Source organism: Nonomuraea terrae, from assembly GCF_004348995.1.
GTDB lineage: Bacteria > Actinomycetota > Actinomycetes > Streptosporangiales > Streptosporangiaceae > Nonomuraea > Nonomuraea terrae.
On record NZ_SMKQ01000148.1, the window covers coordinates 1 to 22,883 of the forward strand.

31 protein-coding genes are annotated in these 22,883 nt (G+C 70.8%); 18 read left to right on the plus strand and 13 right to left on the minus strand.

What is annotated here, in order from left to right; genetic code table 11:
- On the plus strand, positions 1–696 hold a 696-nt coding region (locus tag E1286_RS33205), incomplete at its 5' end, for a beta/alpha barrel domain-containing protein (RefSeq protein ID WP_484213918.1).
- Between the two features lie 51 nt (positions 697–747).
- Here E1286_RS33205 and dtd read toward each other — a convergent pair.
- Positions 748–1,173, minus strand: a complete 426-nt coding sequence (dtd, locus tag E1286_RS33210; protein WP_132618838.1) for a D-aminoacyl-tRNA deacylase — start codon at positions 1,171–1,173, stop codon at positions 748–750.
- Positions 1,174–1,244: 71 nt separating this feature from the next.
- Between dtd and E1286_RS33215 the strand changes: the two genes are divergently transcribed.
- The gene (locus E1286_RS33215; protein WP_132618840.1) at positions 1,245–2,153 is read left to right on the plus strand and encodes an asparaginase; all 909 of its coding nucleotides are present in this window, start codon (positions 1,245–1,247) and stop codon (positions 2,151–2,153) included.
- On the opposite strand, the gene E1286_RS33220 is transcribed toward E1286_RS33215, so the two are convergent.
- Positions 2,150–3,757, minus strand: a complete 1,608-nt coding sequence (locus E1286_RS33220) for a DUF2207 domain-containing protein (RefSeq protein WP_132618842.1) — start codon at positions 3,755–3,757, stop codon at positions 2,150–2,152. The genes E1286_RS33215 and E1286_RS33220 overlap by 4 nt on opposite strands.
- Before the next feature lie 27 nt (positions 3,758–3,784).
- Positions 3,785–4,861, minus strand: coding sequence for an FAD-dependent monooxygenase (locus E1286_RS33225; RefSeq protein WP_132618844.1), 1,077 nt, complete (start codon positions 4,859–4,861; stop codon positions 3,785–3,787).
- 109 nt (positions 4,862–4,970) lie between these two features.
- On the opposite strand from E1286_RS33225, the gene E1286_RS33230 reads away from it, so the two are divergent.
- Both E1286_RS33230 and E1286_RS48265 read left to right on the plus strand, forming a co-directional pair.
- The gene (locus E1286_RS33230) at positions 4,971–5,900 is read left to right on the plus strand and encodes a TetR/AcrR family transcriptional regulator C-terminal domain-containing protein (RefSeq protein ID WP_132618846.1); all 930 of its coding nucleotides are present in this window, start codon (positions 4,971–4,973) and stop codon (positions 5,898–5,900) included.
- A gap of 88 nt (positions 5,901–5,988) precedes the next feature.
- Positions 5,989–6,150, plus strand: coding sequence for a hypothetical protein (locus tag E1286_RS48265; RefSeq protein WP_165970025.1), 162 nt, complete (start codon positions 5,989–5,991; stop codon positions 6,148–6,150).
- 389 nt (positions 6,151–6,539) lie between these two features.
- Here the strand turns inward: E1286_RS48265 and E1286_RS33235 are convergent, their stop codons facing one another.
- Positions 6,540–7,274 (minus strand): alanyl-tRNA editing protein, encoded by a 735-nt coding sequence (locus tag E1286_RS33235; RefSeq protein ID WP_132618848.1) that lies wholly within the window; start codon positions 7,272–7,274, stop codon positions 6,540–6,542.
- A 129-nt stretch (positions 7,275–7,403) separates the two neighbouring features.
- Between E1286_RS33235 and E1286_RS33240 the strand changes: the two genes are divergently transcribed.
- Positions 7,404–7,988 (plus strand): SGNH/GDSL hydrolase family protein, encoded by a 585-nt coding sequence (locus E1286_RS33240; RefSeq protein WP_132618850.1) that lies wholly within the window; start codon positions 7,404–7,406, stop codon positions 7,986–7,988.
- Between the two features lie 4 nt (positions 7,989–7,992).
- Here the strand turns inward: E1286_RS33240 and E1286_RS33245 are convergent, their stop codons facing one another.
- The 5 genes from E1286_RS33245 to E1286_RS33265 all read right to left on the minus strand — a co-directional run bounded on the left by E1286_RS33245 (position 7,993) and on the right by E1286_RS33265 (position 10,716).
- Positions 7,993–8,358, minus strand: a complete 366-nt coding sequence (locus E1286_RS33245) for a DUF2516 family protein (RefSeq protein WP_111185025.1) — start codon at positions 8,356–8,358, stop codon at positions 7,993–7,995.
- Between the two features lie 121 nt (positions 8,359–8,479).
- Positions 8,480–8,902, minus strand: a complete 423-nt coding sequence (locus E1286_RS33250; RefSeq protein WP_132618852.1) for a hypothetical protein — start codon at positions 8,900–8,902, stop codon at positions 8,480–8,482.
- Positions 8,903–8,905: 3 nt separating this feature from the next.
- Positions 8,906–9,397 (minus strand): helix-turn-helix transcriptional regulator, encoded by a 492-nt coding sequence (locus E1286_RS33255; RefSeq protein ID WP_132618854.1) that lies wholly within the window; start codon positions 9,395–9,397, stop codon positions 8,906–8,908.
- 60 nt (positions 9,398–9,457) lie between these two features.
- The gene (locus E1286_RS33260; protein WP_132618856.1) at positions 9,458–10,363 is read right to left on the minus strand and encodes a M56 family metallopeptidase; all 906 of its coding nucleotides are present in this window, start codon (positions 10,361–10,363) and stop codon (positions 9,458–9,460) included.
- Positions 10,360–10,716 (minus strand): BlaI/MecI/CopY family transcriptional regulator, encoded by a 357-nt coding sequence (locus E1286_RS33265; protein ID WP_132618858.1) that lies wholly within the window; start codon positions 10,714–10,716, stop codon positions 10,360–10,362. Before E1286_RS33265 ends, E1286_RS33260 begins: the two co-directional genes overlap by 4 nt.
- 69 nt (positions 10,717–10,785) lie before the next feature.
- On the opposite strand from E1286_RS33265, the gene E1286_RS33270 reads away from it, so the two are divergent.
- The 3 genes from E1286_RS33270 to E1286_RS33280 are packed head-to-tail and all read left to right on the plus strand — an operon-like array spanning position 10,786 to position 12,812.
- Positions 10,786–11,265, plus strand: coding sequence for a hypothetical protein (locus tag E1286_RS33270; RefSeq protein ID WP_132618860.1), 480 nt, complete (start codon positions 10,786–10,788; stop codon positions 11,263–11,265).
- Positions 11,258–12,295, plus strand: a complete 1,038-nt coding sequence (locus tag E1286_RS33275) for a methyltransferase (protein WP_132618862.1) — start codon at positions 11,258–11,260, stop codon at positions 12,293–12,295. The genes E1286_RS33270 and E1286_RS33275 overlap by 8 nt, the downstream gene beginning before the upstream one ends.
- A 13-nt stretch (positions 12,296–12,308) precedes the next feature.
- Positions 12,309–12,812: an O-acetyl-ADP-ribose deacetylase gene (locus E1286_RS33280; protein WP_132618864.1), complete on the plus strand. Its 504-nt coding sequence runs from the start codon at positions 12,309–12,311 to the stop codon at positions 12,810–12,812.
- Here E1286_RS33280 and E1286_RS33285 read toward each other — a convergent pair.
- Positions 12,809–13,600: a class I SAM-dependent methyltransferase gene (locus tag E1286_RS33285; protein WP_132618866.1), complete on the minus strand. Its 792-nt coding sequence runs from the start codon at positions 13,598–13,600 to the stop codon at positions 12,809–12,811. The genes E1286_RS33280 and E1286_RS33285 overlap by 4 nt on opposite strands.
- Positions 13,593–14,336 carry an SDR family NAD(P)-dependent oxidoreductase gene (locus tag E1286_RS33290; protein ID WP_132618868.1) on the minus strand — a complete coding sequence of 248 codons (744 nt, stop codon included), beginning with the start codon at positions 14,334–14,336 and terminating at the stop codon, positions 13,593–13,595. Before E1286_RS33290 ends, E1286_RS33285 begins: the two co-directional genes overlap by 8 nt.
- A 173-nt stretch (positions 14,337–14,509) precedes the next feature.
- Between E1286_RS33290 and mshA the strand changes: the two genes are divergently transcribed.
- The 4 genes from mshA to E1286_RS33310 are packed head-to-tail and all read left to right on the plus strand — an operon-like array spanning position 14,510 to position 17,297.
- A complete protein-coding gene (mshA, locus tag E1286_RS33295; protein WP_132618882.1) occupies positions 14,510–15,748 on the plus strand; it encodes a D-inositol-3-phosphate glycosyltransferase in 1,239 nt (412 codons plus the stop codon).
- A gap of 17 nt (positions 15,749–15,765) precedes the next feature.
- Positions 15,766–16,245 carry a type III secretion system chaperone family protein gene (locus E1286_RS33300; RefSeq protein WP_132618870.1) on the plus strand — a complete coding sequence of 160 codons (480 nt, stop codon included), beginning with the start codon at positions 15,766–15,768 and terminating at the stop codon, positions 16,243–16,245.
- A 29-nt stretch (positions 16,246–16,274) separates the two neighbouring features.
- The gene (locus E1286_RS33305) at positions 16,275–17,018 is read left to right on the plus strand and encodes a phosphoglyceromutase (RefSeq protein ID WP_132618872.1); all 744 of its coding nucleotides are present in this window, start codon (positions 16,275–16,277) and stop codon (positions 17,016–17,018) included.
- A gap of 3 nt (positions 17,019–17,021) precedes the next feature.
- Complete coding sequence (locus E1286_RS33310; protein ID WP_132618874.1) at positions 17,022–17,297, plus strand: hypothetical protein; 276 nt, start codon at positions 17,022–17,024, stop codon at positions 17,295–17,297.
- 12 nt (positions 17,298–17,309) lie between these two features.
- On the opposite strand, the gene phoU is transcribed toward E1286_RS33310, so the two are convergent.
- On the minus strand, positions 17,310–17,954 hold the full coding sequence (phoU, locus tag E1286_RS33315; RefSeq protein ID WP_132618876.1) for a phosphate signaling complex protein PhoU: 645 nt from the start codon (positions 17,952–17,954) through the stop codon (positions 17,310–17,312).
- Positions 17,955–18,087: 133 nt separating this feature from the next.
- Between phoU and E1286_RS33320 the strand changes: the two genes are divergently transcribed.
- Together E1286_RS33320 and E1286_RS33325 are read left to right on the plus strand one after the other, a co-directional pair.
- Positions 18,088–19,260 carry a sensor histidine kinase gene (locus E1286_RS33320; protein WP_132618884.1) on the plus strand — a complete coding sequence of 391 codons (1,173 nt, stop codon included), beginning with the start codon at positions 18,088–18,090 and terminating at the stop codon, positions 19,258–19,260.
- A gap of 46 nt (positions 19,261–19,306) precedes the next feature.
- Complete coding sequence (locus E1286_RS33325; protein WP_111184628.1) at positions 19,307–19,999, plus strand: response regulator transcription factor; 693 nt, start codon at positions 19,307–19,309, stop codon at positions 19,997–19,999.
- 56 nt (positions 20,000–20,055) lie between these two features.
- Here E1286_RS33325 and E1286_RS33330 read toward each other — a convergent pair whose 3' ends face one another.
- Entirely contained in the window at positions 20,056–20,634 is a 579-nt protein-coding gene (locus tag E1286_RS33330; protein WP_246075426.1) for a copper chaperone PCu(A)C domain-containing protein, read from the minus strand.
- A gap of 251 nt (positions 20,635–20,885) precedes the next feature.
- On the opposite strand from E1286_RS33330, the gene E1286_RS33335 reads away from it, so the two are divergent.
- The 4 genes from E1286_RS33335 (at position 20,886) to E1286_RS33350 (ending at position 22,703) form a co-directional block, all read left to right on the plus strand.
- Positions 20,886–21,368 carry a CarD family transcriptional regulator gene (locus E1286_RS33335; protein WP_020544658.1) on the plus strand — a complete coding sequence of 161 codons (483 nt, stop codon included), beginning with the start codon at positions 20,886–20,888 and terminating at the stop codon, positions 21,366–21,368.
- Between the two features lie 17 nt (positions 21,369–21,385).
- On the plus strand, positions 21,386–21,856 hold the full coding sequence (gene ispF, locus E1286_RS33340) for a 2-C-methyl-D-erythritol 2,4-cyclodiphosphate synthase (RefSeq protein ID WP_132618878.1): 471 nt from the start codon (positions 21,386–21,388) through the stop codon (positions 21,854–21,856).
- A gap of 185 nt (positions 21,857–22,041) precedes the next feature.
- Positions 22,042–22,326 carry a GlsB/YeaQ/YmgE family stress response membrane protein gene (locus E1286_RS33345; protein WP_111184631.1) on the plus strand — a complete coding sequence of 95 codons (285 nt, stop codon included), beginning with the start codon at positions 22,042–22,044 and terminating at the stop codon, positions 22,324–22,326.
- A gap of 107 nt (positions 22,327–22,433) precedes the next feature.
- On the plus strand, positions 22,434–22,703 hold the full coding sequence (locus tag E1286_RS33350) for a GlsB/YeaQ/YmgE family stress response membrane protein (protein WP_132618880.1): 270 nt from the start codon (positions 22,434–22,436) through the stop codon (positions 22,701–22,703).
- Positions 22,704–22,883: the final 180 nt, after the last annotated feature.

A 22,883-nucleotide genomic window follows, 5' to 3' on the forward strand; every position in this document is an offset into this window, starting at 1 on the left:
GTGTTCACCCCGACCGGGCCCCAGCCTGCCCCCGTCCCCCGGGAGCTGGACGCCGCCGAGGTGCCCGAGCAGGCGCGTTCGTACGCCGAGGCCGCCCTCCGGGCCGTCGACGCCGGCTTCGACGGCGTGGAACTGCACGGCGCGAACGGGTACCTCATCGCCCAGTTCCTCTCCAGCACCGCCAACCTTCGCACCGACGCGTACGGCGGATCGATCGCGGGCCGGATCCGGTTCGCGGTGGAGGCGGTTTCCATGACCGTCGAGGCGGTGGGCGGCCACCGGACAGGTCTGCGGCTCTCGCCCGGCGCGGGCATCTGGGGCGCCGAGGACACCGACGTTCCCGCCATGTACGGCGCGTTGCTCGCCGAGCTGGCCCCGCTCGACCTGGCCTACATCCACATCGAGGCCACCACCGACGAGGACGTGCTGGTCGAGCTCCGCAAGGCCTGGCCCGGCACGCTCATCGTCAACCCGTCCTCCCCGACGAGCCCGCGGCAGTCGGACAAGGCGGCCGCTGATCACTGGCTGGGGCTCGGCGCCGACCTGATCAGCTTCGGCCGCGCTTTCATCGCCAACCCCGACCTCGTGGAACGGCTGCGCCAGGGGCTACCGATCGCGCCGCACGACCAGTCCACGTGGTACGAGGGCGGCGATGCCGGCTATCTCACCTACACCGCCTACCGGCACGCAGCCTGAGGACCACGCCCACCGCCTCCGCAGCGGACCTCGGCCGGAGTGCGACGGGGGTCATACGTCGAGGACCAGGGTGATGGGGCCGTCGTTGACCAGCGAGACCTTCATGTCGGCGCCGAAGACGCCGGTTTCCACGTGGGCGCCCAATGAACGCAGCTCCTCCACTACGGCGTTCACCAGCGGCTCGGCGACCGGGCCCGGGGCGGCGGCCTGCCAGGTGGGGCGCCGGCCCTTGCGGGCGTCGCCGTACAGGGTGAACTGGCTGATCACCAGAAGCGGCGCCGACACGTCCGAGCAGGACTTCTCGCCGTGCAGGACGCGCAGCCCCCACAGCTTGGCGGCGAGTTTGGCGGCCTCGGCGCGTGTGTCGGTGTGAGTGACGCCCACCAGGACGAGCAGGCCGGGCTCGGCGACGGCCCCGACCGTGCGCCCCTCGACCTCGACCGACGCCGAACTGACTCGTTGTACGACTGCCCGCATGGCATCCCATTCTGGACCACGCGAAACCCTGCGAGGACCGTCCGTAGACTCATGCCGAAAGGGGACGCGATATGTCGATGATTGTGGAAGTTGTCCGATCCGGGTTCGTGGAGTCCACCCACCACGCCCGTGTGCTGACGGTTGACGCCCAGGGGCGCCCGGTGGAGACGAGGGGTGCGGTGCACGTGCCCGCCTCGCCGCGGTCGTCGATGAAACCGTTGCAGCTGCTCGGCATGTTGCGCAGCGGCCTGCGCCTGGAGGGCGAGCTGCTCGCGCTGGCCTGCGCTTCCCACTCCGGGGAGCCGTTCCACGTGGACGGGGTACGGAAGATCCTCGCGGGCGCCGGGCTGGACGAGTCGGCGTTGCAGTGTCCCGAGGACTACCCGTTCGACCGGGCGGTGACCGAACGCGGCCGCGTCTACATGAACTGCTCCGGCAAGCACGCCGCCATGGTGGCCACCTGTGCGCAGAACGACTGGCCGCTGACGACGTACCTGGAGCCGGCGCACCCGCTGCAGCGGGCCATCCGCGAGACGGTGGAGGAGCTCACCGGCGAGCGGGTCGCGGCCTCCGGCGTGGACGGCTGCGGCGCGCCGCTGTTCTTCGTGTCGATGCTCGGGGTGACGAAGGCGTTCCGCGCGTTCCCGCTGTCGGCGGAGGACTCCTTCGAACGCCAGATCTTCGACGCGATGCGCACCTACCCCGAGTGGACGTCGGGCACCGACCGCCCCGAGGCCAAGCTGATGCGGGCGATCCCGGGGCTCATGTTGAAGGCGGGGGCGGAGGCGTTCGACGCGTTCGCGTTCGAGGACGGGCGCGCGGGCACCGTCAAGATCGAGGACGGCTCCCCGCGTGCCCGCGTGCCCGTCACCGTGGCGGCGCTGCGCTCGCTCGGCCTGGACGCGCCGGAGCTCGCCGAGCTGGCCAATCCGCCCGTGCTCGGCGGCGGACGCCCCGTCGGCGAGCTGCGGTTGCGTTAAAGGGAGCGGAACTGCCGGGTGGCGGAGATGGCGCCCGAGGTCGTCGTGGTGAACGTGCGCATCGACCCGGCGAACTTGGACAGGTCCCACTCCGCCGGCCCGTGGTACCAGTACAGGTTGTCGGCCTGGTGGCCGTTTCCGGTGACGGAGGCCACCACGCGCGACCAGTGCTCCACCCCGTCGAAGATCACGGCGTACGGCAGGTAGCGGGAGAACAGCTCCACCCGGTGCTGCTCGGGCACCTCGCCCAGCTCGCCGGAGAACAGGTACTGGCGGAAGGCCAGCGTGTGGGCCAGCGCCGCCGAGCCCTTGGCGGTCTTGGCCGGCATGTACTGGCCGCCGACCGCCAGCGCGCCGCCCGCGATCACCACGGCCAGGCCGAGCAGCCCGTACGTGGTGAACCAGGCCAGCGCCACGGTGGCCAGCAGCCCGGCGCCGATGAGCACCACGCCGATCGTGGTCCACCGGGTGCGCTCGGTGTCGGGACGGCGGGCGAACCAGCCCTGCCGCACCACGTCGGTGTAGAGCGCGTCGCGCACCTTGCCCAGGTGGGCCGCGAACGAGCCGGACAACTGCGACAGCGGGACCGCGTCGCGCCCGTCGAAGACCGCGTCGTAGAGCGCCCGTTCGTACGGCAGCAGCGCGTTGACCGGCGCGTTCGGCATCTTGACCAGCACCCAGTCGGGCGCGTCGTACGTCTCGCGCGGCTGCTCGTCGATGCGCAGGTAGCCGCGTACGGCGAGGTCGACGATCGTGGCGGTCACGTCGACGACGTCGGCCTGCTCGTCGACGAGTGTGCCGATCTGGCCGGGCCGCACCCCGTCGGGCGGCGAGAAGTGCCCGTTCTGCACCGGGGGGACTCCGTCGCTCTCATGGCCGGCCACCCGCGCGTCGCGGCCGCGCGTCCAGTAGAGCAGGGTGACGCCACCGAGCAGCAGCACGAGCAGTCCGGCCAGCGCGCCGCCGGTGACGGCGTCGAGCGTGAACGCGGCGGCCAGCGAGAAGCGCTTGTCGAAGATCGGCTCGCCGTCGCTGGAGCCCTCCGGGTACCCGACGACGACGGTGAGGGCCTGGCCGGGCGCGAGGTTCTCCTGCTCGAAGTCGGCCCGGGTGGCCGAGTGGTCCATCGAGGCGGACGTGCAGCCGACGGCGGAGGTCAGCTCACCGGCGAAACACGACAGGTTCTGCACCTGGCCTGGGCCGTCGACCCGGACGGTGGCCTTGGTGACCGGCTGGTTCCAGCCGTTCACCGCGAACCAGCGCAGCTCCTCGACGCCGCCCGAGCTCGTGACCGCCCCCTTGACGTCGTATTCGACGGTCTGGCCTGCCACGGTGAGCACGTCGCCGTCGAGGGTGCCGCCCTTGACGTTCGCGATCTCGTAGACGCGGTCGGTGGTGTCGTCGTAGCGGGTGCGCGTGATGAAGGTCCGCTTCAGCCCGCCCGACGCCCCGGTGATCTTCTCGACCACGTGGAGGGTGCCGTCCTTGCCGAGGGTCATCGTCACCTCGTCCGTGATCCCTGCCTCCGCCGCTGAGGCGGGGGCGGCGGTCACCGTCAGAGCGCCGGCCACTAAGGCGGCCAGAGTGAGTCTGATACCCGTCATGGCGGCACATGGTATCGGTTCGTACCGTCAGTCCAGCGAGATCGCATTCGCCGCCCGCTGGACGCTCTCCTGCGACGCGCCCTGTCCGGGGTTCTCGAAGGCGAGCGCCTGGTTCGCCGTCACGAACGGGCGCATGCGCTCCTCGTAGCGGCCGAACCCCGGCTCAGAGTCACGGCCGAGCTCCTGCGCCAGCACGTACGCCCCCACCATGGCCAGGCTCGTGCCCTGACCCGACAGCGGAGAGGCGCAGTAGCCGGCGTCGGCCAGCAGCGCGACCCGGCCCTTCGTCCAGTGCTCCATGCGCACCTGGGCCATGGAGTCGAAGAAGAAGTCGTCGGCCTTCCGCATCGCCTCCAGCAGGCGGGAGGCCTCGTACACGCCCTGGCAGCGCTCCTCGACGAGCCGCTTCTGCTGGCCGACGTCGTTGTGGTCGTACACGATCGGCTCGGAGCGGAATCCCAGGTTGACGCGCATCTGTGTGCTGTCGCGGTCGCTGAAGAGGGCTCCGCCCGCCTCGCCCTCGTTGAACCAGGTCTGCCAGTGGTCGAGGCCGAGGAAGTTGTCGGCGCTGAAGATCGAGAGGTACGTGCCGAGGTGGTGGACGAACTGTGACTCGTCGCCGAAAGTCAGCTGCCGGACGACGGAGTGCAGGCCGTCGGCACCCACGATGTAGTCGTAGCGGTCGTGCCGCCCGCTCTCGAACGTCACGTCGCCGTCCTGCGTCAGCGTGGCGATCGAGTCGCCGTAGACGTGTTCGGCGTCGGAGACCTCGGTCAGGATGCCGGTGAGGTCGTCGCGCATGATCTCGAGGTCGGGGCTGTCGAAGCGGCCGGCGCTGAGCGTGCCCTCCTCGTCGCGCATGATCTCGTTGCCGTCGGTGTCCACCATGGACATGCCGCGCATGGTCGTGCGCAGCTCCCTGATCCGCTCCAGGATGCCCATCCTGGCGGCCACGGTGAGCGCGGCGCCTCTGACGTCGATGGCCTGGCCGCCGCTGCGGGGGGCCGGGGCCCGTTCCACGACCGTCACGTCGTGACCGTACCGTCGCAGCCAGTGGGCCAGGGTGGCCCCGCCGACGCCCGAACCGGAGATGAGGACCTTCATCGTTGTGCCCCTCGTTTGTTGACGTTGTACGCATATGTGAATGTACGCAGTACATACAGTGGGGAGCAAGGGTATGCTTGAGGGATCTGTACTAGTACAGGAGGTTCGCGTGAGTACCCCGCCCTATGCCCGCATCGTGGCCGACATCAAGCGGCGCATCAGCGAGGGCCGGCTGCGCCCGGGGGAGCGGGTGCCGTCCACCCGTCAGCTCGCCCGCGACTGGAACGTCGCCCTCGCCACGGCCACCAAGGCCCTCGCCGTCCTGGCCAGGGAGGGCGTCGTGACCGCCGAGCCCCGCGTCGGCACGGTCGTCGCCGACCGGCCCGCCGCACCGGAGGCCCCTGCGCGTCAGAAGGCAGGCCAACGTCCCAAGATTTCCGGGAACGAGGACGTACGGGAGCGCATCGTCCGGGCGGCCGTCGCGATCGCCGACGCCGAAGGGCTCTCCGAGGTCACCATGCGCCGCGTCGCCGACCGGCTCGGCATGGCCACCATGTCCCTCTACCGGCACGTCACAGGCAAGGACGAGCTGTTCCTGCTGATGGTCGACGCGGTGATCGAGGCGTTCCCGCTGCCGCCCGAGCGGCCGGACGGCTGGCGCGCCTGCCTGGAGACCTCGGCGCGCGTGTTGTGGGCGGCCCATCACGAGCACCCGTGGATGGCCGGAGTCACCTCACTGCACCGCCCGCTGGCCTCACCCGCGCTGTTGCAGCACTCGGAGTGGATGATGAGCGCCCTGGCCGGCACCCGGCTCGACCCCGCGACCAAGATGTACGTCAACATCCTGCTCTACAGCTACGTGCTCGCCATCGCCGCCAACGTCGAGCAGGAACGCCAGGCCCACGCCGCCACCGGCCTCACGGACGAGGAGTGGATGAGCACGCAGGAGGAACGCATCCGGGCGATCAGCGAGTCGGGCACCTCCCCCGCCTTCGCCGCGTTCCTGCACGAACTGGGCGACTTCGACTTCGACCTCGACCGCCTCTTCGAATTCGGCCTCACCCGCCTCCTGGACGGCCTGGCGGAAGTGATCGGCTAGCGCGGTCACCGGAATCGCAGCTCGGCCGGGCGCCGGCACGCCCGCGGGTTGATCTCTTTCTCAGGGATCTGAACATGGCGGTCGTGTGATGGCCCGGTACACCGAGGACGACCTGCGTACCGCCCTGGAAGAGCGGAGCAGCCGCGAGCGGTGGCTCCTGCCTGACGTCGGGGAGATCGCCCGGCTGGGCGGCGGGGCCGCCGCCGCAGGCGGGCGGCCACGGCCGTCGCGCCGGCCGCGGGTGCGCTGACCGCGCTAACGGCGGGCGCCGCCGTCCTGCCCGGCCTGTACGGCGAGGCGCCCGGCCCGGCTTCGTCGGCGCGGGCGAGAGCGGGCTCGAACTGCCGCAGACGCTGGAAGGGCTCCGCGAGGAGCGTCTGTCACTGATCCATGAGCTCCACCGGACGGTGGGGAAGGGCGTGCTCGTCACCTTCAGACCGACCAGCGTCCAGACCGGTTGGGCCGTCCGCTGCGCCGACCCGGAGGCGTGGCTGCTGGTGCGCTCGGTGGACGAGCCCGGCCAGTGGCGTGATTTCGCACGGTGCGGCCCCCGGCAGGGCAACCGTCTCGACAGCCAGAGCTCCGCGCCGTCCGTCCCCCCGGGAGGGCGCGTGGTGGGTCGGCGTCCACGACCGGTGATCAGTCGGAGATCTGGATGCGCAGGCGGCGGAAGCCGCGGCCCTTGCTCTCGATCTTGGCGACCTTGATGCGTCCGATCTGCTTGGTGGAGGCCACGTGGGTGCCGCCGTCGGCCTGGGTGTCGAGGCCGACGATGTCGACGATGCGCACGTCCTGGACGGTCTCCGGCACGAGGTTGGTGGCCGTGCGGATGATGTCGGGGATCGCGAACGCCTCCGCGCGCGGCAGCACCCGCACGTCGATGCGCCGGTCGGCGACGATCTCGGCGTTGCAGGCGTCCTCGACGGCCTCCTTGAACCCCGGCGGCACCTCGGGCAGGTTGAAGTCCATCCGGGCGCTCATCTCGTCCATGTTGCCGCCGGTGACGAGGCAGCCGTAGTCGCGGAAGACCACGCCGCACAGCACGTGCAGGCCGGAGTGGGTGCGCATGAGCGCCGAGCGCCGGGCGTCGGCCACTGCGGCCCTGACCACGGTGCCGACCGGCGGGACCGGGTCGCCCTCGGCCGGGATCAGCTCCAGGTCGTCGCCCTTGCGTACCCCCACGACGCGGGTCTCCACGCCCTGCCAGATCAACACGCCGTGATCCGCCGGCTGGCCACCCCCGCCCGGATAGAATGCCGACCTGCTCAGCACGATCCCTTCCGGCGTCGCGTCCAGGACGACGGCTTCGAAGTCGCGCAGGTTCTGGTCAGACAGTTCCAATCGCTGGGTGCGTCCGTGGAGGTCGTAGGTCATGTCGGCAGCCTAGTGCCCGGGGTGGTCATGCGTGGCTGGAGGATTGGTCCGCGAATCCCACCCGGCGCCGCCGTTCTGGCGCTATTTCTGGCGCTATTTCTGGCGCTATTTCTGGCGCTATTTCTGACGATGTCGGCATGTGGCCGGGCCGAACCGCCGGCCGTCGAGCCCGCACCGCGGGTGATGATGTTCCTCGGCGACAGCTTCACCGTCGGCTCCGGGCCCGTGCCGCCGTCGCAGACGTACGCGTCGGAGACCGCCCGCCTGATGGGCGCCCGCCCGGTCATCGCGGGAGCGAGCGGCACCGGCTACGTCAACAAGGGGCGGGTGGGCAGGACGTTCCAGCGGTCGTTCGAGGTGGAGCTGGCCTGGCGCCCCGCGCCCGACCTGCTGGTCATCTCCGGCGGTCACAACGACCGGCGCTGGAGCGCGGCCAGGGTACGCGCCGCCGCCGACCGGCTGCTGGCGAAGGTGCGGGCCCACTGGCCCGGCACCGACGTCGTCGTGGTCGGGCCGTTGTTCATGGGCGAGCCGCCCAGGAAGGCATACGCGGTGCGTGACGTGCTGGCGGAGGCGGCTCAGGACGGCGGCGTGCCGTTCGCCGACCCGATGACCCGGCGCTGGCCGCCGGCGGCGGCGCTGCCCGACGGCGTGCACCCCACGCACGCCGGGCACGAGCTGATCGCCGCCTGGCTGGCCGCCGAGCTGGCCTGAGCCGTCACCAGGGCCCGTAGGGGCCGCTGTTGCCCCGGCCGCCCATGCCCTTGACCGCCGGCTTGACGTCGACGATGTAGACGGTGGCCGCGATGACGGCCAGGATCGAGAAGATGCCGATGCCGATGCCGAGGAAGGCCTGGCTGCCGACGACCAGGAACGCGTTGAAGTAGCCCCATGCGCCGCCGCCGGAGAAGAGCGTGGCGAGGGCGAGGATCAGCAGCCAGATGTTCTTCTGGAGCTTGCCCGCCGAGACGAACGCGGGCGTCGGCACCCGGAGGGCGTGCACGAGCGCGTAGATCGACATGCCGAAGATGACGACGGCGAGCACCAGGAACAGGAGGTTGAAGACACCGTTGATCAGATTCATGTTGTTGGCTCCGCCCAACGCCGCGATGAAGTCGGCTTCAGCCTAATGGGCGCCCCCGACAGGCGGGCACCCCCGAACGGAAAGGCCCGTCTCCCGGCGGGAGACGGGCCTCGTGCTCCGGTCAGGCCTTGGCGGCCTTCGTGGTGCGGGTGTTCTTCTTCGCCGGCTGGACGGGCTTGGCGGCGGGCGGCTCGGCGGCCTCCGACACCTCTTCCAGCTCAAGGGCGGCCTCGCCGGTCGTCTTGCTCACGACCCGGCGGCCACGGGTCGCGAAGTCCTCGTAGACCTCGGTGGCCTTCTGGGTGAGCTGGTCGGCGTACTCGCGAGCCTTGTCGGGGAACTCCCGGGCGATGCCCTCGGCCTTGTCGGCGTATTCGCGGGCCTTGCCTGGCAGCTCCTTGGTCAGCTCGAAGCGGCGCGACTGGAGCTTCTGCAGCTGCTCGGGCAGCTCACGCAGCTTCTCCACGGCGAAGTCGCCGGCGCCGGCGACGGCGTAGAACGGCTTGGAATCGGTCAGCTTCTTGACCTCGGTGGCGAGCGTCATGGGTTAACCTTCCTTGGTTTCCTGGGTGACGTTGCCGTTGCTCGAGGGCGCCGCATAGGGCTCAAGAGCGGCGAGATACTCCTCCGGCAGCGGCTCGTCGTCCGGATCGGAGGCGTGCCGGGGGCGAGCGTTCTGGGAGGTCTGCTCGTCTTCGGCGCGCGTCTCCTTACGGAACGACTCATAGATATCGATCAGCACCTGACGTTGCCGTTCGCTCAGATGTGCGTCGGCTCTGATCGCGGCGATCACGTCGCTCGGCGGCTCGCGGTCCTCGATGAGGCCCGCCTGCACATAGAGCACCTGTGACGAGATCCGCAGACCCTTGGCGATCTGGTTGAGAATCTCGGCGCTCGGCTTGCGCAGGCCGCGCTCGATCTGGCTGAGGTAGGGATTGGAGACCCCTGCCGCCTCTGCGAGCTGGCGCAGCGAGATCTTCGCCTGCTGCCGCTGCTCGCGGATGTATTCACCGATCGAGCCGACTTTGGGTAGTGCCATATGCCCAGTCTGCCGCGCTGTGCTTGCAATTGCAAACGCGGCGATTAACGGCAGCAAGCGCTAGAGCTGGATGACCCAGAGAAATGGCGCAGCCGTGACCAAAGTCACAGAAAGCGCGATGAACCCGTAGCGCGTCGAGGCGGCGAGCTCGGGGAGGGGCTGGACCAGCCGTTCGACCCTGGCCATGACGTGCTGGGCGTGCACGCCGAGGGTGCCGTGCGGGGTCGGCATCGCCCCGGCCGTGCCGAAGCGCAGCAGCGCCGTGGCGAGCCTGCGCGGCGAGCAGTAGCGGCGGGCGCGGTCGTCGGCGGCCATCTCGATCAGCAGCTCCACCTGCGCCTGCGCGTCGGCCACCACCTTCGACCAGGGCAGCGCCCGGCGCAGCGCGGCGAACGGCAGCAGCACCAGGTCGTGGCGCTCGCGCACGTGGGCCGCCTCATGGGCCAGTACGGCCTTCAGCTCGCCCTCCGACAGCAGCTTGAGCGCGCCCTCGCTGACGACGACCTGCGAGCGCAGCCCCGGCACGCAGTACGCGGCGGCACCCGGGTGGGCCAGCACCCGCACGCCGGGAACGCCCGGATCGTCGTGGGCGATGAGGCGCAGCAGCATGCGGTGGCGCCGCCGGGCCCGCAACGTCTGCACGCCCGCGGTGAGCAGCACCGCGACGAGCACCGCCAGCGCGGTCAGCCCCGCGATGAGGGCCAGCACGTGCAGCGGGTCCCACGCCTGCGCGGGAGCCTTCCCGCCGGCGAACGCGATCAGCCCGTGCAGCACCCCGGTGCCGTACGGCTGGACGGCGTAGGCGAGCATGGCGCCGGTCGTGGCCAGGCCCCAGGACACGCCCAGGGACTGCCAGAGGATGATGGCCAGCCGGGGGGCCCGGGAGGTCCAGTGGGCCGTCGTGAAACGCCAGGAGCCGACCGCGCACGCCGTGGCGAGCGCTGCCAGCACCGCTGCCGTGATCACTCTTCCTCCAGCTCCGTAAGGGCTTGCCGCAGGATCTCCGCCTCCCTGCCCGAAACGGCCTGGGCGAAGCGGGTCAGGGCGGCCGAGCGGTCGCCCGTCAGGTCCAAGGCTTCCAGCATAAGCTCGGCGATGTATGCGTCGCGGCTTTCTGCCGGTTCGTACCGCCATGCACGGCCGTCGCGGGTGCGCTGGAGGAAGCCCTTGCGGGTGAGGCGGTCGAGAACGGTCATGACCGTGGTGGGGGCAAGGTCGCGGTCGGCAATCATCTTGCCGACCTCGCGGGCGGTCAGCGGGGTGTTCTCCGCCCAGAGGATGTCCATGATGCTGCGCTCAAGCTCGCCGAGACCCTTCACGCCATTCAGAGTAGCTCTACAACGTGTCGAGCTGGCATCCGGGGCGCGAGACTCCTTAACGTGGCTCCGATGTCACACATGGTAGTCAGTGACCACCTGGACCCCGAGGACGCGCTCCGGCTCGACCGGCTGACGCGCCGGTCGGCGACGTGGGAGATGGTCGCCCGCGGGCCGGGGGTCACGGGCTCCGTCCTGGCCGCGCTGACGCGGCACTGCCGGGTCGACCACGCGGCGAGCATGCTCCTCCCGCACCGGTTCGCCGGCCTGCGTACGGCGCTGAAGCGTGGCTTCGAGGTCGTGCGCACCTGCCCGAGCACGGTCGTACGCCGCAGGCTCGCCGACCGCCACGGCCTCGACCCGCCGGTGCTGATCGCGCACGCCGCGGGGGCGGGCCCGGAGCAGGAGGTGTTCGTGCCGGCGCGCGAGGAGTGCCCGGGCGTCGAGCGGGCCGGCTACAACCCGTACGAGGACGACGGCGGGCGTACCGTGCTCTGTCTCAGCCGGCCGGCGGACCGGCCGGGGCGGCTGGAGCTGGTGGCCGATGGCTGACGACTCCGTCCGGCGCGACGTGCTGGCCAAGCTCACCGGCGCCTGGGTCACCCAGGCCGTGGCCGCCCTGGCCCAGCTGGGCCTCGCCGACCTGTTGTACGAGCGCCCGCTGACCTGCGCCGAGCTGGCGGAGAAGATCGGCGCGCACTCCGGCGCGCTGTCCCGCCTGCTGCGCCTGCTGGAGAGCCACGACCTGGTGGAGACCACCCCCGGCGGCGCGTACGCGCTCACGCCGGCCGGCGCGCTGCTGGCCCGCCGCCACCCCTGCTCCCTGGCAGACCTCGCGCTGTTCTACGCGGGCCCGTTCTACGCGTCGTGGGCGGCGCTCGCGTACGCCGTCACCACGGGCCGGCCGGGCTTCGAGCAGGTCTATGGCAAGCCGTTCTTCGCCTACACCGCCGAGCACCCGGAGATGGGCGCGCGGTTCGACCGGGCCATGGCCTGCGGGTCGTCGTTCTTCGCCGAGGTGCCGCAGGTCTACGACTTCACCCGGCACGAGAACGTCGTGGACGTCGGCGGCGGCGACGGCGCGCTGCTCGCCGCCGTGCTCGCGCAGGCGCCCGGCCTGCGCGGCACGCTGTTCGACGCTCCTGGCGCGGTCGAGCGCGGCCGCACGGCGCTGGCGGAGGCGGGGCTGGCCGGGCGGTGCGCGTTCGCGGCGGGCGACTTCTTCGAGGCCGTCCCGGCGGGCGGCGACGTCTACCTGCTGTCGCGCATCCTGCATGACTGGGACGACGACCTGGCCACGCGCGTGCTGGCCAACTGCCGGGCGGCCATGGGGGAGCGCGGTCGCCTGCTGGTGATCGAGCGGCTGGTGCCCGACCCGCCGGCGTCCGACCCGGGCGCGCCGGCCCTCGCCTGGGACGTCCACCTGCTGGTCAACAACGGCGCCAGCCGGGAGCGTACGCGCGCCGAGTACGCCCGGCTGCTGGAGTCGGCCGGGCTGGCGCTGGAGGACGTCAGGGAGCTTTCGCTCGACGTGAACGTGCTCGTGGCCGCGCCCCTCTTGCCAACCGGCGGCCGTGGCTGACACGGTCGGTGGGATGGAGATCACGCTGGTTCCGGGCGACATCACCGAGCAGCAGGTCGACGCGGTGGTCAACGCCGCCAACTCCTCGCTCATGGGAGGCGGCGGCGTCGACGGGGCCATCCACCGGCGCGGCGGGCCCGAGATCCTGGAGGAGTGCAGGAAGTTGCGCGCCTCCCCCTTCGGCAAGGGGCTGCCCACCGGCCAGGCGGTGGCCACGACGGCCGGGCGGCTGCCCGCGCGGTGGGTGATCCACACCGTCGGCCCGGTCTACTCCCGGTCGGAGGACCGCTCCGGGCTGCTGGCCTCGTGCTACCGCGAGTCGCTGCGGGTGGCCGACGAGCTCGGGGCGCGGTCGGTGGCGTTCCCGGCGATCTCCACCGGCGCGTACGGCTGGCCGATGGACGACGCCGCCAGGATCGCCCTGGAGGCGGTGCGCCAGGCGCACACGCAGGTGGAGGACCTGCGGTTCGTCCTGTTCGACGCGGCGGCGTACGCGGTGTTCGAGGCCCGGCTCTAAACCGGCGCCACGGCCGACCACGGCAGGGTGAGCTCGCCGAGCCGCCACCTGGCGTCCCCGCCGAACGGCGGGCGCGGCGGCACCGGCCACGACACCGACAGGAACCGCACGGCGGCCAGCCACCGCTGCCGCCGCCCATGAGCCTCGTACGCGGCGCTGACCGCCCAGGCGTGGTCGAAGTCGCTCAGGAACGCATGGATCCGCTCACCCGGGACGTTCCGGTGGATGAGCGTCTTCGGCAGCCGGTCGGCCAGGTCGGACGGCTGCTCGAAGGCGTCGAACCGCGCCGCGAACGTGATCGTCCGCGGCCCCTCCGGCGACAGGCCCACCCAGACAGCCCGCCGCCCGTTCTCCGACGAGGTGCCCTCGACCAGCAGGCCGCCGGGGGCCAGCCGGCCCGTGAGCACGTCCCAGTACCGCCACGCGTCGGCCTCGGCGTACTGACGCAACACGTTGAAGGCCCGCACCAGCGTCGGCGGGCGCGAGACCGGCAGCTCGAACCCGCCCAGCCGGAAGCTCAGCCCCTCCCGCTCGTACGGCTTGGCCGCCGCCACCCGCACCGGGTCGATCTCGATGCCGACCACCTCCACGCCGGGCGCCACCCGGCGCAGCCGCGTGAACAGCTCCAGCGTCGTGGCGGGCGAGGCGCCGTAGCCGAGGTCCACCACGAGCGGCCGCGCCGCCGAGCGCAGGAGCGGGGCGTGCACGGCCGCGATCCAGCGGTCGGCGCGCCGGAGCCGGTTGTGCCCGGTCGTCCCCCGCGTGATGGCGCCGACCGGTTTAGTCACGTACGCGGTGCACCTTGTGCTGGGCGGCCTGGGCGCGGGGCCTGATGACCATGCGGTCGATGTTGACGTGGGCCGGCCGCGTCACCGCCCAGACGATCGCGTCTGCCACGTCGTCGGAGCTCAGCGGCCCCGGCACGCCGTCGTACACCTGGGCCGCCCGCTCCTCGTCGCCCCGGAACCGGGTGACCGCGAAGCCCTCGGTCTTCACCATGCCGGGCGCGATCTCGACCACCCGCACCGGCTCGCCGACCAGCTCCAGGCGGAGCGTCTCGGTCATCGAGCGCTGGGCGTGCTTGGCCGCGACGTAGCCGCCCCCGCCCTCGTACGCCGACAGCCCGGCCGTCGAGGTCAGCATCACCAGCACGCCGTCGCCGGACGCGACGAGTCCGGGGAGCAGCGCCCGGGTCATGCGCAAGGAGCCGAGCACGTTCGTGTCGTACATCTGCTGCCAGTCGCCGACGTCGCCGCGCGCCACCGGCTCCATGCCGAGCGCGCCGCCGGCGTTGTTGACCAGCACGTCACAGCGTTCGAGAGAGGAGGCCAGCGCGTCCACCGACTCCTGGGAGGTCACGTCGAGCGTCACGGGCCTGATCGCGGGCACCTCCGAGGCCAGCTTGTCGAGCCGGTCGCGGCGCCGCGCGCCTGCCACCACCTCGAAACCCTCGGCGGCGAGCCGACGCGCGGTCGCCTCCCCGATCCCGCTGCTCGCACCGGTCACCACAGCCGTCTTCCGCATGCCGTCCATCCTGCCAGCCCCGGGTGGGCGGCCGGAGAGGGGACATAGCAACGCCCTCTACCCTCCATTAGGACTACTTGTCGGGAATGCCGAATAAATCGGAATAGTTGTCAATTGTCCGGAGGTGGTGTCGAGTGAGGCGACGACGGGTCAGCCGGGTCGCGACCATCAGCATGCACACATCGCCGCTGGACCAGCCGGGCACGGGCGACGCCGGCGGCATGAACGTGTACATCGTGGAGTCCGCCAGACGGCTGGCTCAGCTCGGTGTGGAGGTGGAGATCTTCACCCGGGCCACCGCCCGCGACCTGCCGCCCGTGGCCGAGCTCGCCCCAGGAGTCCTCGTCCGCCACCTCACGGCGGGGCCGTACGAGGAGCTGGACCGCGGCGAGCTGCCCGCCCAGCTCTGCGCGTTCCTGTCGGGCGTGCTGCGCACCGAGGCGATGTACGACCCCGGCCACTACGACGTCATCCACTCCCACTACTGGCTCTCGGGGCAGGTCGGCTGGCTGGCCAAGGAACGCTGGGGCGTGCCGCTCGTGCACACCATGCACACCATGGCCAAGGTCAAGAACCTGCTGCTCGCCCGGGACGACAAGCCGGAGCCGAGGGCCCGGGTGATCGGCGAGGAACAGGTCGTCGCCGTCGCCGACCGCCTGGTGGCCAACACCGCCGACGAGGCCCGCGAGCTGATCGACCTGTACGGCGCGCCCAAGGACCGCGTCGCCGTCGTCAATCCCGGCGTCAACCTCTCCGTCTTCCGGCCCGGCTCCCAGCTCGCCGCCCGGCGCCGCCTCGGCCTCCCGAGGGACGCGCACCTGCTGCTGTTCGTCGGCCGCATCCAGCCGCTCAAGGCCCCCGACGTGCTGCTGCGCGCCGCCGCGAGGATGCTCGCCGACGACCCGTCCCTGCGCGGCCGCCTCGTGGTCGCCTGCGTCGGCGGGCCGTCGGGCAACGGCCTGGCCAGGCCCGCCCTGCTCACCGAACTCGCCGCCGAGCTCGGCATCTCCGACGTCTTCCGGCTCGTGCCGCCCGCTCCGCAGCAGGAGCTGGCCGACTGGTACCGGGCCGCGTCGGTCACCGTCGTCCCGTCCCACAGCGAGTCGTTCGGCCTGGTCGCACTGGAGTCGCAGGCGTGCGGCACGCCGGTGGCCGCCGCCGCGGTGGGCGGGCTGCGCACCGCCGTACGCGACGGGGTGTCCGGGATGCTCGTGGACGGCCACGACCCCGCCGTGTGGGCCCGTGTGCTGCGCCGCTTCGTCACCGCGCCGCGCTGGCGCGACGAGCTCTCACGGGGCGCCCGTGAGCACGCCGCCGCCTTCGGCTGGCAGGCCACCGCCGCGCGCCTCGTGGACGTGTACGCCGGCGCCGTCGCGAACCTCCACAAAGTGCCCGTGGCCATCAACGTGTGACCTCCTATCCTGTCGGCATGCGCGAAGTCGTCGAAGCGGCGCTCAAGGCGGCGGAGGTCTCCTACGAGGAGCCACGGCCCGGGGCGTTCCTGGCCAAACTGCCCGGGCAGCACAAGCTCGCCACCATGACCTGGCTGATCGTGGGGGAGCGGGTGCTGCACGTCGAGGCGTTCTTCTGCCGCCAGCCCGACGAGAACCACGCCGAGTTCTACCGATGGCTGCTCGGCAAGAACGGCTCGATGTACGGCGTGCACTTCTCCCTCGACTCCGTCGGCGACGTCTACCTCGTGGGCCGCGTGCCACTGGCCGCCGTCACCGAGGAGGAGATCGACCGGCTGCTGGGCTGCGTGCTGACGTACAGCGACGAAGGGTTCGACCGGGCGCTGGAGCTGGGCTTCGCGTCGTCGATCCGGCGCGAGTGGGCCTGGCGCGCCAAGCGCGGCGAGTCGCTCGCCAACCTGCGGGCCTTCGCCCGCTTCGCCGACCCCGACCGGTGAGCCGCACCCCCAACCATAGGATTGGCGACATGGCGACTTTGGTGCTGCTTAGGCATGGCGAGAGCGACTGGAACGCGAAGGGCCTGTTCACCGGCTGGGTTGACGTCAGCCTGTCGGTCAAGGGCGAGGACGAGGCACGCCGCGGCGGCAAGCTCCTCCAGGAGGCCGGGGTGCGCCCGGACGTCGTCCACACGAGCCTGCTCACCCGGGCCATCCAGACGGCCCAGCTGGCGCTGCAGGAGACCGACCTGCTGTGGCTTCCGGTCAAGCGCAGCTGGCGGCTGAACGAGCGCCACTACGGCGCCCTCCAGGGCAAGAACAAGGCGCAGACCCGCGAGGAGTTCGGCGACGAGCAGTTCATGCTCTGGCGCCGCTCCTACGACGTGCCCCCGCCCCCGATCGCCGACGGCGACGAGTACTCCCAGGCCGGAGACCGGCGCTACGCCCTGCTGCCGCCGGAGCTCATGCCGCGCACCGAGTGCCTGAAGGACGTCGTCGAGCGCATGCTGCCGTACTGGTACGACGAGATCGTCCCCGACCTCGCGGCCGGCCGCACGGTGCTGGTGGCCGCCCACGGCAACTCCCTGCGGGCGCTCGTCAAGCACCTCGACGGCGTCGGCGACGAGGAGATCGCCGGCCTGAACATCCCCACGGGCATCCCGCTCGTGTACGACCTCGACGAGCACTACCGGCCCACCGTCCCCGGCGGGAAATACCTCGACCCGGACGCCGCCAAGGCCGCCATCGAGGCCGTCGCCAACCAGGGCCGCTGACCGATGCCGGACGAGCGGGCCGAGGCGACGGGCAGCTGCTACGCGTGCAAGCGCGTCTTCGGCTACGACCCGGAAGAGGTCGTGACCTTCCTGGTCGATCCCGAGACCGGCTTCCCGCCGGGTCTCACGCCCCTCGGCTCGCTGCGCCCGGCCACGCCCGAGGCCGTCGCCAGGTCCGTCGACCTGCCGGTCTGTCCCGACTGCGTGGACAAGGCCGAACGCTTCGGCACGAACCCCTGGGACGGCCCCGGCACGTCAGGCCCGCCGTCCCCCAACTGACGCCAGGCGCCGTCAGCTGGGGCGGGCGCCCGTGACGAGGTACACGACGTCGTGGGCGACGCGTACGGCATGGTCGGCGTAGCGCTCGTAGTAGCGCCCCACCAGCGTGATGTCGATCGCGGGCTCGACGCCGTGCTCCCAATCCTTGCTCAGGATCCTCCTGAACAGCCTGCGGTGCAGGCGGTCCATCGCGTCGTCGTCCTGCTCCAGCTCCAAGGCGGACTCGACGTCGCGCGAGGCCACGCAGCTGCCGGCCTTGGTGACCAGGTTCTCGGCGATCTGGCCCATCTCCAGGATGGTCGAGCGCAGCTCCGGCGGGATCGCCGAGACGGGGTGACGCAGCCGCGCCACCTTGGCGACGTGCACCGCGAGGTCGCCCATGCGCTCCAGGTCGGTGCCCATGCGCAGCGCCGTGATCACCATGCGCAGGTCCACCGCCACCGGCTGCTGCCTGGCCATCAGGTCGAAGATAGACGCCTCGACGTCGGTGAACGTCGCGTTCACCTCCTCGTCCCGCGAGATGACGCTCTCGGCGAGCTGCAGGTCGGCGTCGAGGAGCGCCGTGGTGGCGCGGGAGATGGCCGACCGGACCAGCCGGGTCATCTCCACCAGCTTGTCCGTCAGCGAATCAAGTTCTTCATGGTACGCGTCGCGCATGCCGTCACCGTACGGGCCGATCGATGAACGAACTCCAACCGCGAGATGAACTTTCCACGAAAGCCGTGTTCATCCCCTGATGAGGGGGTCTGTCCCTGGGGGAACGCCGCCTACCATCGAAGGCATGAATGAGATGGCCATGAGCTTCGCGGCCCTGGCCGGGTTCGTGGTGGGCGCGCTGGCGGTCCTGTTCTACCGCAACCAGATCGAGGCCCCGAGCCGCATGGCGACGGACGACGGCGTCGAGACGGGCGCCGCGCTGCCGCAGGGCGTCGCCTCCGTGCTGGCTGTCCTCCCCTCCTCGGCCGTGGTGCTCGACGCTCACGACCGCGTGCTGCGCGCCAGCTCGGCCGCGCGGGCGTTCGGGCTCGTCAAGGGCGACCGGCTGATGGCCGCAGAGCTCCTCGCCCTGGCCCGGCAGGTACGCCGCGACGGCGAGATCCGCGAGAGCGAGATCGACGTCGCCGGCCACAAGTTCGGCCAGGAGACCACCAACTTCGCCGTCCGCGTGGCCCCCCTCGGCTCGTACGGCCAGGTGCTCGTGCTCGCCGAGGACCAGACCGAGCGCCGCCGCGTCGAGGCCGTACGCCGCGACTTCGTCGCCAACGTCAGCCACGAGCTGAAGACCCCCGTGGGCGCCATGAGCCTGCTGGCCGAGACGATCCAGGACGCCGCCGACGACCCCGAGGCCGTCAGCCGCTTCGCCGGCCGCATGCAGCTCGAGGCCGCCCGGCTCAACTACCTCATCCAGGACCTCATCACCCTCAGCCGGATCCAGGGCGCCGAGCCCATCCCCACCCCCGGCCAGGTCTCGATCGACGAGGCCATCCAGGACGCCATCGACCACTGCAACACCAAGGCCGCCGCCAAGGACATCATGCTCGTCACCGGCGGCGCCGAGAGCCTGCGCATCTGGGGCGACGACGAGCTGCTCGTCACCGCCCTCCGCAATCTGATCGACAACGCGGTCGCGTACAGTCCTGAGCACACCCGCGTGGTCGTCAGCGTGCGACCGGCCGGTGACTCGGTGGAGATCAGCGTCAGCGACCAGGGGATCGGCATCCCGGAGGAGGCGCTGGAGCGCATCTTCGAGCGCTTCTTCCGCGTCGACGCCGCCCGCTCGCGGGCCACCGGCGGCACCGGGCTCGGGCTCGCCATCGTCAAACACGTCGCCGCCGCCCACGCGGGCGAGGTGTCCGTCTGGAGCAAGGAAGGTTCCGGCTCCACCTTCACGCTCCGCCTGCCCGCCTTCGCCGGGACGGCGGTGCCCGTACAACCTTCGATTCCCCTGGAGACAGCTCCGTGATCGATGAAGCAACCCGCCCCCTCTGGAGTGCGGCCAAGGAGGACTCATGACCCGCGTGCTGGTCGTGGAGGACGAGGAGTCCTTCTCCGACGCGCTGTCGTACATGCTGCGCAAGGAGGGCTTCGAGGTGTCGGTCGCGGCGACCGGCCCGGAGGCGCTGGAGACGTTCGACCGCAACGGCGCCGACCTGGTGCTGCTCGACCTGATGCTGCCGGGCCTGCCCGGCACCGAGGTGTGCCGCTCGCTGCGGCAGCGCTCCAAGGTCCCGGTCATCATGCTGACGGCCAAGGACAGCGAGATCGACAAGGTCGTGGGCCTCGAACTCGGCGCCGACGACTACGTCACCAAGCCGTTCTCCTCGCGTGAGCTGGTCGCTCGCATCCGCGCCGTCCTGCGCCGCCAGGGCGACGTGCCCGAGGAGCTGGAGACGGCCGTGCTCGCGGTCGGCCCCGTGCGCATGGACGTCGACCGCCACGTCGTCGCCGTGCGCGGCGAGCAGGTGCAGCTGCCGTTGAAGGAGTTCGAGCTGCTGGAGGTGCTGCTGCGCAACGCCGGGCGCGTGCTCACCCGCGGGCAGCTGATCGACCGCGTCTGGGGCGCCGACTACGTGGGCGACACCAAGACGCTCGACGTCCACGTCAAGCGCCTGCGCGCCAAGATCGAGTCAGACCCGTCCAACCCGCGCTGCATCCTCACCGTGCGCGGCCTGGGCTACAAGTTCGACGCCGTAGAAGAGTGAAAAACCCTTGTTCCGGTACGCGCCAGGCGTACCGGGACAAGGGTTTTCGCATGCTGTCAGTGACTCTCCTCGGCCGGGGCTGAGGGCGTCGCGGTGGGCGAGGGAGCCGGGGTGGCGCCGGGAGCGGCCGGGTAGGCCGCGAACTCACGGCTGCGCGTCACCACGGGCACGTTCATGGAGATCGTGCCGGCGTTGGCGAACTGGAGATCCAGCTTGACGCTCTCGCCGCCCCTGAAGCTCTTGGGGATGGCCTCCAGCATGATCTGGGGCGTGGGCTTGCCGGTGTTGACCAGCTGGTTGCTCGGGAGCTGGATCGGGCTCGCGAGCTTGACCGTGCCCATGCCGGGTGCGGTGACGGCCTGGAGGCTGTCGGGGGCGCCGGCGGTGTTGAGGATGTTCAGGTAGATCGGGGCCGAGCCGCGCCAGGGAAGCTGCGCCCCGGAGTCGGGGCCGAGGACGAACGCCTGAGGGATGTGAATGTCGCCCTTGCCGTATGCGCCGCTGTCGATCAGGACCCCGGCTTCATTGGGTGCGTACGGCTTGTTGGTGGTGGCGTCGAATCCAGCCCCGCAGCCCGCGAGCACGGGGGCTGCCAAGAACGCGGCGGCTACGACAATCCAGCGACGGCTGGTCACGGGCGGGTTCTCCTTGGTCTTGCGCAGGTGTCGCGCGTGCGTGATGTGCAGCGCCCACCATATCCACCCCAATCCAAGGTCATATCCACACCCCCGCAGGTCATTCGCTATGTCCGCAAATGCGATTCATAGAGTTGAGAGCTTGTCAAGCCCCAATATGCGCCCTTGACCTGCAGTTATGAGGATTTCACTGTTCCGGGAGGCTGTGGATGCGTGGTACTCTGGAGTACAGCGGAAGGGGTACTTGTCACATGACTTTCCAGGTCGGCGACACTGTCGTCTACCCCCACCATGGGGCTGCTCGGATCGAAGCAATCACGACGCGATCCATCAAGGGTGAGGAAAAGACCTACCTGGTGCTCAAGGTCGACAAGGGCGACCTTACCGTCCAGGTGCCAGCCGAAAACGCAGAACTCGTCGGCGTGCGCGATGTTGTCGGCCAGGAAGGCCTTGAACGGGTTTTCGATGTCCTTCGCATGCCGCACACCGAGGAGCCGACCAACTGGTCTCGTCGCTACAAGGCCAATCTCGAGAAGCTCGCCTCGGGCGATGTGAACAAGGTCGCCGAGGTGGTTCGCGACCTGTGGCGGCGTGACCGTGAGCGTGGCCTGTCCGCCGGCGAGAAGCGCATGCTCGCCAAGGCGCGCCAGATCCTCGTCAGCGAGCTCGCGCTCGCCGAGAAGACCAACGAGGACAAGGCTGAGGCCCTGCTCGACGAGGTTCTCAACTCCTGAACACGAATCTTCCCCGGGTGGGCGTCGGTGTCGACGTCCACCCGTTCGCTTCGGACGCCTCCGGGCGTGAGCTCCACCTCGCGGGCCTGCACTGGCCGGGCGAGGGCGGGCTCGACGGTCACTCTGACGGCGACGCCGCCGCCCACGCGGCCTGCGACGCGATGTTGTCCGCCGCCGGGCTCGGCGACCTCGGCGGGCTGTTCGGCACCGCCGACCCGCGCTGGGCCGGCGCGTCGGGGGCCGTGCTGCTGGAGGAGACCGCGCGCCAGGTGCGCGCCGCCGGCTACGAGATCGGCAACGTGGCCATCCAGGTGATCGGCAACCGGCCCAAGCTGGCGCCGCGCCGTACGGAGGCCGAGAAGGCGCTCAGCGCCGCTGTGGGGGCGCCGGTGAGCGTCTCCGCCACCACGACCGACGGGCTGGGGCTGACCGGCCGTGGAGAGGGAATCGCGGCGATCGCGACCGCCCTCGTGGTCAACCTTTCCTGAGAGCCGGGCGTCCTACGTCGGGATACGTGAGGGTGTCCTGGCGGGTCGTCGCCCGAAGCCCGCCTAGTCGGAGGCGGCGGTTCGTCACTGGCGCGGTACGGACCGCCGCCTTCCCTTTTGGGTAGTTTGTCGTCTCGGAGGGTAGTTATCCCCACGACATGTGAACGTCTCGGGGGGAGCTGCACATGATCGGCGCGATCGTTTCCGCGATAGTCATCGGCGCCATCGTCGGCGCGCTGGCCCGGCTGATAGTGCCCGGCAAGCAGAACATGTCCATCTGGCTGACCCTCATCGTCGGCATCGTGGCCGCCCTCATCGGCACGCTGATCGCACAGGCGGCCGGCTGGGCCGACACGAGAGGGATCGACTGGATCGAGCACATCCTCCAGCTGGCCCTGGCAGTGATCGGTGTGCTCCTCGTGACGCGCATGGGCATGGGGCGTGGTCGTTCCGGGAGAACGCAGGTCTGACCTGCGGAGACCCGGCCGTTCGTCAAATCCGCGCATAATCGCCGTAGATCGGGTAGCGACCTCCCCGTGAGAGTGAACCGCTCACCCTCACGGGGAGGTTTCATGTCATGACCATCGAATCCATCCTTGGCGCCATCGTGATTGGCGCCGTGATTGGCGCAATCGGTCGTCTGCTGCTTCCCGGCAGGCAGGCCATCGGGTGGATCCTCACCGTCGTCGTCGGCATCGTCGCCGCCCTCATCGGCACGATGATCGCGCAGGTGATGGGGGTGCAGACGACGCCCGGCATCGACTGGATCGAGCTCGTGATGCAGGCAGTTCTCGCCGTCGTCGGCGTGGGCCTGGTCGCGGGGCTCAAGCGCGGTAGCAGGGTCTAGGCGGGATAAAAGGCCCGTCCGGGGCCCGCTCCCGAGGTGCGCGGTCTGAGGCCGCAGGGGAGCCGTTCCTGGAGGGTAAAGCGAAGGCCCGCCCGGGATTTACCCGGGCGGGCCTCTCACGTGTCTTCCGGTCAGTCTTCCGGTCGGTCTTCCGGCGGGCGCGGGGTGCTGCGCAGGCGT

Excerpts from the sequence above, each read along its gene's own strand:
- dtd (WP_132618838.1), bottom strand. The coding sequence starts at position 1,173 with ATGCGGGCAGTCGTACAACGAGTCAGTTCGGCGTCGGTCGAGGTCGAG.
- E1286_RS33215 (WP_132618840.1), top strand. The coding sequence starts at position 1,245 with ATGTCGATGATTGTGGAAGTTGTCCGATCCGGGTTCGTGGAGTCCACC.
- E1286_RS33220 (WP_132618842.1), bottom strand. The coding sequence starts at position 3,757 with ATGACGGGTATCAGACTCACTCTGGCCGCCTTAGTGGCCGGCGCTCTG.
- E1286_RS33225 (WP_132618844.1), bottom strand. The coding sequence starts at position 4,861 with ATGAAGGTCCTCATCTCCGGTTCGGGCGTCGGCGGGGCCACCCTGGCC.
- E1286_RS48265 (WP_165970025.1), top strand. The coding sequence starts at position 5,989 with ATGGCCCGGTACACCGAGGACGACCTGCGTACCGCCCTGGAAGAGCGG.
- E1286_RS33235 (WP_132618848.1), bottom strand. The coding sequence starts at position 7,274 with ATGACCTACGACCTCCACGGACGCACCCAGCGATTGGAACTGTCTGAC.
- E1286_RS33240 (WP_132618850.1), top strand. The coding sequence starts at position 7,404 with ATGTCGGCATGTGGCCGGGCCGAACCGCCGGCCGTCGAGCCCGCACCG.
- E1286_RS33245 (WP_111185025.1), bottom strand. The coding sequence starts at position 8,358 with ATGAATCTGATCAACGGTGTCTTCAACCTCCTGTTCCTGGTGCTCGCC.
- E1286_RS33250 (WP_132618852.1), bottom strand. The coding sequence starts at position 8,902 with ATGACGCTCGCCACCGAGGTCAAGAAGCTGACCGATTCCAAGCCGTTC.
- E1286_RS33255 (WP_132618854.1), bottom strand. The coding sequence starts at position 9,397 with ATGGCACTACCCAAAGTCGGCTCGATCGGTGAATACATCCGCGAGCAG.
- E1286_RS33270 (WP_132618860.1), top strand. The coding sequence starts at position 10,786 with ATGTCACACATGGTAGTCAGTGACCACCTGGACCCCGAGGACGCGCTC.
- E1286_RS33275 (WP_132618862.1), top strand. The coding sequence starts at position 11,258 with ATGGCTGACGACTCCGTCCGGCGCGACGTGCTGGCCAAGCTCACCGGC.
- E1286_RS33280 (WP_132618864.1), top strand. The coding sequence starts at position 12,309 with ATGGAGATCACGCTGGTTCCGGGCGACATCACCGAGCAGCAGGTCGAC.
- E1286_RS33290 (WP_132618868.1), bottom strand. The coding sequence starts at position 14,336 with ATGCGGAAGACGGCTGTGGTGACCGGTGCGAGCAGCGGGATCGGGGAG.
- mshA (WP_132618882.1), top strand. The coding sequence starts at position 14,510 with ATGCACACATCGCCGCTGGACCAGCCGGGCACGGGCGACGCCGGCGGC.
- E1286_RS33300 (WP_132618870.1), top strand. The coding sequence starts at position 15,766 with ATGCGCGAAGTCGTCGAAGCGGCGCTCAAGGCGGCGGAGGTCTCCTAC.
- E1286_RS33305 (WP_132618872.1), top strand. The coding sequence starts at position 16,275 with ATGGCGACTTTGGTGCTGCTTAGGCATGGCGAGAGCGACTGGAACGCG.
- E1286_RS33310 (WP_132618874.1), top strand. The coding sequence starts at position 17,022 with ATGCCGGACGAGCGGGCCGAGGCGACGGGCAGCTGCTACGCGTGCAAG.
- phoU (WP_132618876.1), bottom strand. The coding sequence starts at position 17,954 with ATGCGCGACGCGTACCATGAAGAACTTGATTCGCTGACGGACAAGCTG.
- E1286_RS33320 (WP_132618884.1), top strand. The coding sequence starts at position 18,088 with ATGGCCATGAGCTTCGCGGCCCTGGCCGGGTTCGTGGTGGGCGCGCTG.
- E1286_RS33325 (WP_111184628.1), top strand. The coding sequence starts at position 19,307 with ATGACCCGCGTGCTGGTCGTGGAGGACGAGGAGTCCTTCTCCGACGCG.
- E1286_RS33335 (WP_020544658.1), top strand. The coding sequence starts at position 20,886 with ATGACTTTCCAGGTCGGCGACACTGTCGTCTACCCCCACCATGGGGCT.
- E1286_RS33345 (WP_111184631.1), top strand. The coding sequence starts at position 22,042 with ATGATCGGCGCGATCGTTTCCGCGATAGTCATCGGCGCCATCGTCGGC.
- E1286_RS33350 (WP_132618880.1), top strand. The coding sequence starts at position 22,434 with ATGACCATCGAATCCATCCTTGGCGCCATCGTGATTGGCGCCGTGATT.